Source organism: Vibrio mimicus CAIM 602 (assembly GCF_000338875.1).
GTDB classification, from domain to species: domain Bacteria; phylum Pseudomonadota; class Gammaproteobacteria; order Enterobacterales; family Vibrionaceae; genus Vibrio; species Vibrio mimicus.
In genome coordinates, this window is record NZ_AOMO01000065.1 from 1 (window position 1) to 7,427 (window position 7,427).

The following is a 7,427-nucleotide window of genomic DNA, read 5'->3' on the forward strand; positions in this document are numbered from 1 at the left end:
AAGGGGCTGGCAAACGCATTAACACTAAACTCAAACACAACAACCATAACCACCGCGGCTCAATGGGACTGGAAACGCCGCGCGTTGACAGTCTCTCTTGAGGCGTTTGTTAGCTTCGTAGCAGATTGTTTAACAATGGTTTTTAACACATTTGCTTGATAGTCATTTTACGCAGAAGCATCACACAAAAACACGTCCAACGCTAAAAGCTGTGAAGTTGGCTGCCAAAACTCAAAACGATCAAGCTAAGTTGGCCACGGTTAAGAGTCAGCGACAAAGAAAGCAAGATCACAGCGATGATTCCGCCTTTTGTGAAACCAAACTTTCCGTGTGGAACATCCAACAAAAGTGAAGCATCGAGGTTTGATGGTTTTCAGCCACTTTGAAACTGCTGAACATTCAACACTTTCTACCAGATCAGCATCAAGCAAAACTCAAAAGCCAAATTGTGCAATTTGAACGCTAAAAGCTGAGTTTTTAGAACAATTGAGCTTAGATTTCGATGATTTCAGCCTTTAAGAAGCTAACGCCGCGTTAAGGGGTGAATGCCGCATAAACTAAGTTTCTGCAGACCACTTTCACCACAAAAACTCTCTGCAAACCAAAAATGCCACGCGGCATGAATCCCGCTTAAACGCCTTGTTATGTGTTTGAATTAACAGCTAAAGATTACCTTTTTTGACCACAAAGCGCGATAATTTATGCCCCAATGCGAAACTTACTACCGCTACAGTAACAGTAACTATTATTGAGAAAAGATAGCCAACTGTTGCCGAGACACCAAAACCCCAAACGAAAGAAAATACCAAACCCTGAAAAGCTTCGTAAGGCCAAACGAGAAGCGGAAAGTGGGATCCGTCCATGATGACGAAAACTAGGGTACTCAAAGATAAAACCGATGATAAGAACCCAATGATATTGTGACGATTCATACTAGTAATCCACTAGAAACATTTTCCGCAATTCTAATTTTTACTTTTTGATTTAGAAAGATAAATTCCGGAAAGACACATAACGCCGCGTTAAGGGGTGCAGGCACGCACTACAAAAGCTACCGCACAGCGACTTAATCACTGAACCCAACGCAAACCGAAAATGCCACGCGTGCCAAATCCCTCTTAAACGCTTTGTTAAATTGCAATTTCCCTTAGCTTTGCTTGTGCGAACACTGTGATTAAACTATTTGTATTGCGCTCTACCTCAAAATAACCACCCGAAGTTGAAAGTTGGTGAACCGTTAATGAGTCCGCGCTCAGTTTCTTAAACCAATATGGTGCAAGAGAGCATTGTGCTGAACCTGTCGCCAAGTCTTCAGATATGCCAATTTTTGGGGCGAAGTATCTTAGGACATAACCACTCTTACCATTAGCTGCTGTCACGATCAGAGCATGATACTCATTGAGTTTTCTGAAGCGTTCATCGTCTGGCTGGAAACTAATTACCCTTTCTACAGTGGGGAAAACTAAGACTAAGTCTCGTGTAGAAAAAATATCAATAGAACCAGCAGCTACATCCGATATTTCTTCTGGAACAGGACAAGCTATACCTTCCCAACTTGGTAATACGAGGGTATACAGGCCATTTCTCTTAGTAATCACCACCTCACCGTGTTTACTATTGAAAACAACATTATCCAGTTGGTACTTTGAAATAATGGCAGCTCCTGCACCCAAACTTCCGTGACCACAAAGATTGATTTCACCATCCAATGCAAACCAGCGAATATGAAATTGCCCGTCAATTTTAGTTATAAAGGACGTAACAGGCTGCCCAACGTCACGTGTGATTTGAGATAACTCGCTATCAGGAAGCCAGTCATTCAGCTCTAACACTGCACAAGGATTGCCAAAGGCCGATTCTCCAATAAACACATCATAAATATCAACTTTGATAACCCACCATCCTCGATTGCAATTTAACGCCCAATTAAGGGGTGAACAACTCCTACACCCTAACCTAAAGCATTGTGCCATAACCACTAAATTTGAAGTAGAAGCAAAAATGCCAAGCGTTGTGAATCCCTCTTAAATTGCTTGTTATGTGCGTGCTATTTGGTTGCTCTGTTTAGTTGCAGTAAATCCCATTTGTTACCATAGAGATCTTGGAATACCGCCACTGTACCGTACTCTTCAACTCGTGGCTCTTCATTAAATACAACACCATTTGTCTTCATTAACTCGTAGTCTCGCCAGAAATCATTAGTTTGTAGGAACAAGAACACACGACCACCCGTTTGATTTCCTACTACTTGCGTTTGTTCTGGTGTACTCGCTTGAGCCAAGAGCAAATTCGTACCATTGGAGTTTGGAGGGGAAACTTGAACCCAGCGTTTACCTCCACCTAAGTCAGTATCTTCAACCAGTGTGAACTGAAGTTTTTGAGTATAGAACTCAATAGCATCGTCGTAATTTTCAACGACTAGAGCGATGTTTCCGATTTGCTGCTGAACAGTTTTGGACATGATGATTTCCGCTATTTCAAAACGCTGATTGTACGCGATTTTGAGATTTTCCGAAAAAGCACATAACGCCCAATTAAGGTGTGAAGCACGCTGCCACAGAACTCAACTTGACTACCGTAAACACTAAACTTAACCCAAACCAAAAATGCCAAGCGTGCTGAATCACTCTTAAATTGTTTGTTAGAAATTTTTACCACTTGATCTTTTCATATTCTACATCTGTGTTATCGAGTTCTTTTTCAAATTCATTTGCCTTCGCTTTCCAATCAGAATGTTCCCTTACTTGATAAGGCTTGTGTGCATCTTCTGGGAGATTATCTTCATAGATTAGACATTGCTTAATTCGATTGTATAGAACCAAAGAAATAGGCTGACTTTGTTTCTTTGTCTCAGCATTTAAATCGATAGGTGAAAATTGAATATTACGAATTTGTAATTGTTCCTCTATATTGGCAATATGTTCCGCCCAATCATGGTACTCTCGCAAACCATATGGCTTCATTTGGTTCTGTGGAGTTTCATCGTCTATTTTCAAACACACAAGCGCACGTTGATGAAATTCTTTCAAGCTTTCATCTGTTAATTGTGAATAATTCATAGGTAATCTCCTTAATTAAAATAAATTTCTAACGCCGCATTAAGCGGTGAATAATAGCTTGCTAAAATGTGGAACGAAGTGGAACCGAGCAAGCTGTTACGAATCCGACTTTAATGCCTTGTTAGTTTTCTTCAAGTTGTATGGCACACCTTTGTTTTTTCCAAATGCGCCACCATAAAACTTATCTAACTCTATTGTTCCAAAAACTTTTAATTGTTTGTACTCTAGCAACATCTCTTCAGTTACTTCAAAGCTACCAGCTATAATTAGCTTTTCGCCATCCTTTGTTATAGGTAAGTGCTCGAGCATAGAGTATTCAATCAATAAATTTTTAAATTGCCCTTTATCTGAGACTCCCTCTAAGCAATTTATAAATAAGAGCGCGAGCTCTTTAGTAGAAAGCTGAGCTCTTAAGATGCTTGCATATTTACGCTTGTCATCATCCGAAACGACATTTTTATCATGACTGTGTATTATTTTTAATGCTTGATATAGATTTCTAAAATAATGACCTAAAACATGATTATGCCTTTGCTGAATTAATTTATATCTTTCGACTACTTCTTGTGGTTTGGAAACGTTATATGAGACAAAATTGAGTATTTCTTCAAATGCACCGCGCCCCTCAAAAGTTGACTTCTTGGAGATTTTTATAAAGCTGGAAATTAGTTCTTCCGCGAGACCAACAAACTCTCCACGTTCTTTTAATTCGTTAATATCTACTTTCAAATTTTCAGCAATTTTATGATGTAAATCGAGGATATTAAAGAATGTCACTTCCACTGCTTGAGTGCTGAGAGCATCAGCTGTCTTTTCATATTCTATTCTTGCAAGTTTTAATTCTTGCTTTTGAATCACAATTGTCGATATCAGACCAAATAAAGTCAGAAATGTCAGGATCGGGTTTAAAACACCACCAAAAAAATCACCAAATGCACCTAGGTCACTACTTTTATCTGTGAAAAATAAAACATAGAAATTAATCAAGAGTAAAACTAAAGCAATACTAGCCGCTACCATTAGTATGGTTGCTAAAGTTTTAGGAAGTAACGGTTCATTGTTGTTACGAGAATCACTAAAAAGCTCGTTAAACCAAGTGTAAAAACCTTTTATGTACTGCATGCGAAATCCATTTTGAAAACTAACGCCCTGTTAAGGTGTGAGCAACGCAATACCGATGCCGCTGCAAACCACCTTAAACACAAAACGCAACGCATAGCAAAAATGCCAAGCGTTGCGAATCACTCTTAAACAGATTGTTAGCTTACTTTTTGAGACAAAAAGGACGTAAAGATAGTAATAAATAGAGATTTCTCATCTTCTTTAACGACTGTCAAAAGCTCTTTGTAATTATCCCTAGTGTCATCTAAGGTCTGAGGCACATTAAATTTGCCTACACTTGATTTCATCTCACCCAGTTTTATAAGCATACAATTCTTGAAGTTTGGGCTGATTAGGCCTCGCCCAAAGCACTCATGAATAAACGAGATACTCTTATCGAATTGGTTATCTTTCAAGTACGCCATAGCTAGCTTATCCACTAGCAGGTGTAGTCGATCAAACTTTTGACAATCAACATTATCCAAAGTAGAAAACTGTTGTTCAATTTCAAATATTTTTAATATATTTCCTTGGTCTACATAGCTCTGTTTTCTAGCCAGAAGAGCTTGATAAGCTAGTAATGATTGCTTATCACTACAATTAAACGACTCTACTGTGCGTAACAACGTGCTTTCTAATATTCGAATTCGATTAGCGGGAGGTAAAGTACTTAGGATTGTAGGAAGCCAAGGGTGAGTGTTAAACCCATACTTTTGGAAGTATGCTGTAATTGTCCACTCACAAATTAGGCTCAAATCCGTCAAAGACACTTTTATATCTTGCTCAGTAATTAAGTCGTGTGACTGGGAATGAGCTCCACTGTTACCTAAATCTTTTATACTTTTGACTCTATCCAAAATATCTTTGGGGAAGTAGTCCCTAAGCATCTCAATCTTTTCATTTAAAGTGGCTTTTTTCCATTTTGTTTTTATTTTACCGACCTCGTTAATCCCGCATATATGAAGGAATACCGTGTCAAAGATATTTTCCAAACAAAACCTAATGCTAGTGGCACGAAGATACATTTTCTGGTTTTCATCCAGTGCATCTTCATAGTATTGAAGCGAATTTTCAGGGATTAGAACGCTCACAAAAACCTCCTGATACAGGGATGTATGAAAGGCGCTCTTCATGCATGAGCATGAAGAGCTAAAACAATTAAAGGAACAGTTTTAAAACTTCAACCATCAAATACAATACGATTACAGAGACAATAGCCCAAAATCGCGCATCAGGAAGTAGCGCTAGCACCTCAATTGTCTGTGCAAGTTCTTTCATTACAAACCTCTTAAAACATAGGTTACGTCTTATCAACGGACACCTACCAGAATTGGTAAGAGCTATCTATTCCAACTCCAAGAGAGAAATTCAAGAAATGCAACCGAATGATTTTAACACATATTTTCTTGTGCTCAAGTTGATATTTGTTGTCTTTTGCTATCGACTGTAAGCTAACGCCGCGTTAAGTGGTGAGCAACGCATACCACCTGAACTAAACCATAGTGCCGTAAACACTTAAGCCGAAGCAAACCAAAAATGCCAAGCGTTGGGAATCCGCCTTAAACGCCTTGTTATATGCGTACTCGAAGCTACATTGAAACGGCTTCGATTTTGTTTCCGTCTAAGTCACGAACAAATGCTGCATAGTAAGCTTCACCATATTCGGGTCTTAAGCCAGGCTTACCTGCACATGAACCACCTAATTCAATAGCTGTGGCATAGAACTGGTCAACAGCTTCTTTTGAAGGCGCATTGAAAGCTATATGAGCACCATTACTTGATGTAGCCTTTCCTTCACAAGGGCTTCCGACCCAAAATTCAAAGTTCTCACCATAAGCCGCTGCGATCTTTTCAATATAGTGAGCTCGCTTAATAGACAGCGTAGAAAGAACCGAGTCATAAAAACCAACTGCTTTTACCACATCAGAAGCACCAACTGAGACGTGATTTAGAATCATTTTTAAGTCCTTTTATTGTTTGAAATTTGAAAGCATATAACGCCGCGTTAAGGGGCGCAGGCACGCAATACAAAAGCTACCGCATAGTGCCGTAACCACTAAACCCAACGCAAACTGAAAATGCCACGCGTGCCAAGTCCCTCTTTAACGCTTTGTTATGCAAATGTTCTTAACGGCAAAACGTATCTATATACAAAGCCTCAACTTTATCTCTCGCCCACTGTGTACGACGCAAAAACTTAAGAGAAGATTTGATTGATGGATTGCTGTAAAAACAGTTAATTTTGATTTCTCTGTCTAACCCTTCCCAGCCATAGTGCTCTTGTAAACGAACAAGAATTTTCTCTAAGGTTAAACCATGTAAAGGGTTGTTTTGCTGCTCTTGGCTCATTGCTTGGGTCCTGATCATACCGCTTAGTTTGGACGCAGTTTACCAGAATGCTTTAACCAGTTAGCCATTTTATTTACATCTACAGCCTTAGTAGACATAAGCACTGAGGAATGGGCTGATTTGAATATTTGCATAACGCCCAATTAAGGCGTGAAGCACGCGACCACACAACTCAATTGATCACCGTAATCACTAAACTTGACTCAAACCAAAAATGCCAAGCGTGCTGAATCACTCTTAAATTGTTTGTTATACGCCGTGCGCTAAACGTTATTGTTACTAGAACTATTATATGAGTACATTCGAACTTCGTCCCTCGGGAACCAACCAAGCTTTTCGTAAAACTGCTGGGCGTTTACGTTTTCGTTGTACACAAACAAATGAGTTTTTGGAACCCCAACATCAGCTAACGCACTGATAGCTTGGCTTACCAGATCACGACCTAAGTTCTTGCCACGAAAGTTCGTTGATACAGCTAGGTGTTGCAGATAACCTCGCCGACCGTCAGTGCCGACTAGTACCGCGCCGACAATTTCGTTGCCTGACACTGCAACGAAACTTAGATTTGGATTGCGAATTAGGTAGTTATTGATGCTTTCTTTAGTGTCTGCATCTCGGAGGCTCATACCCTCAGTTTGTCCCCAAAGCTTGATCACGTCATCATAGTCCGCAATGTTCATCTCACGAACTTCTACCACATATCTCTCCTTGCGTATAACGCCCGCCTAAGGGGCTGGCAACGCATAACAACCAAACTCAAACACAACAACTGCAACCACCACGGCTCAATGGGACTGGAAACGCCGCGCGTTGACAGTCCCTCTTGAGGCGTTTGTTATGCTTAAGTTTCAACACTTTACATTTAAACCAATTCAAGAATAACTCACTGAAATCATTGACCAAACTTCGAATTTCCTT

General features: G+C 39.8%; 8 protein-coding genes and 1 pseudogene. All 9 read right to left on the bottom strand.

The features are described from left to right. Nucleotides 1-142: 142 nt before the first annotated feature. A pseudogene (locus D908_RS23065) lies at nt 143-286 on the bottom strand (Tfp pilus assembly protein). A gap of 844 nt (nt 287-1,130) precedes the next feature. Next, the gene (locus D908_RS03600; protein WP_005526687.1) at nt 1,131-1,871 is read right to left on the bottom strand and encodes a PhzF family phenazine biosynthesis protein; all 741 of its coding nucleotides are present in this window, start codon (nt 1,869-1,871) and stop codon (nt 1,131-1,133) included. A 176-nt stretch (nt 1,872-2,047) separates the two neighbouring features. Continuing rightward, nucleotides 2,048-2,461: a VOC family protein gene (locus D908_RS03595; RefSeq protein WP_005526689.1), complete on the bottom strand. Its 414-nt coding sequence runs from the start codon at nt 2,459-2,461 to the stop codon at nt 2,048-2,050. A 190-nt stretch (nt 2,462-2,651) separates the two neighbouring features. After that, complete coding sequence (locus tag D908_RS03585; RefSeq protein WP_005526693.1) at nt 2,652-3,059, bottom strand: hypothetical protein; 408 nt, start codon at nt 3,057-3,059, stop codon at nt 2,652-2,654. A 96-nt stretch (nt 3,060-3,155) separates the two neighbouring features. Then, nucleotides 3,156-4,181 (bottom strand): putative phage abortive infection protein, encoded by a 1,026-nt coding sequence (locus D908_RS03580; protein WP_005526695.1) that lies wholly within the window; start codon nt 4,179-4,181, stop codon nt 3,156-3,158. Between the two features lie 137 nt (nt 4,182-4,318). Further along, the gene (locus D908_RS03575) at nt 4,319-5,251 is read right to left on the bottom strand and encodes a DUF4145 domain-containing protein (protein ID WP_005526700.1); all 933 of its coding nucleotides are present in this window, start codon (nt 5,249-5,251) and stop codon (nt 4,319-4,321) included. Nucleotides 5,252-5,749: 498 nt separating this feature from the next. Further along, nucleotides 5,750-6,118, bottom strand: a complete 369-nt coding sequence (locus D908_RS03570; protein WP_005526703.1) for a VOC family protein — start codon at nt 6,116-6,118, stop codon at nt 5,750-5,752. Between the two features lie 169 nt (nt 6,119-6,287). Beyond that, nucleotides 6,288-6,509 (bottom strand): VF530 family protein, encoded by a 222-nt coding sequence (locus tag D908_RS03565; protein WP_005526706.1) that lies wholly within the window; start codon nt 6,507-6,509, stop codon nt 6,288-6,290. Nucleotides 6,510-6,772: 263 nt separating this feature from the next. Next, nucleotides 6,773-7,207 carry a GNAT family N-acetyltransferase gene (locus D908_RS03560; protein WP_005526709.1) on the bottom strand — a complete coding sequence of 145 codons (435 nt, stop codon included), beginning with the start codon at nt 7,205-7,207 and terminating at the stop codon, nt 6,773-6,775. Between the last annotated feature and the right edge of the window lie 220 nt (nt 7,208-7,427).

Excerpts from the sequence above, each read along its gene's own strand:
- D908_RS03595 (WP_005526689.1), bottom strand. The coding sequence starts at position 2,461 with ATGTCCAAAACTGTTCAGCAGCAAATCGGAAACATCGCTCTAGTCGTT.
- D908_RS03570 (WP_005526703.1), bottom strand. The coding sequence starts at position 6,118 with ATGATTCTAAATCACGTCTCAGTTGGTGCTTCTGATGTGGTAAAAGCA.
- D908_RS03580 (WP_005526695.1), bottom strand. The coding sequence starts at position 4,181 with ATGCAGTACATAAAAGGTTTTTACACTTGGTTTAACGAGCTTTTTAGT.
- D908_RS03565 (WP_005526706.1), bottom strand. The coding sequence starts at position 6,509 with ATGAGCCAAGAGCAGCAAAACAACCCTTTACATGGTTTAACCTTAGAG.
- D908_RS03585 (WP_005526693.1), bottom strand. The coding sequence starts at position 3,059 with ATGAATTATTCACAATTAACAGATGAAAGCTTGAAAGAATTTCATCAA.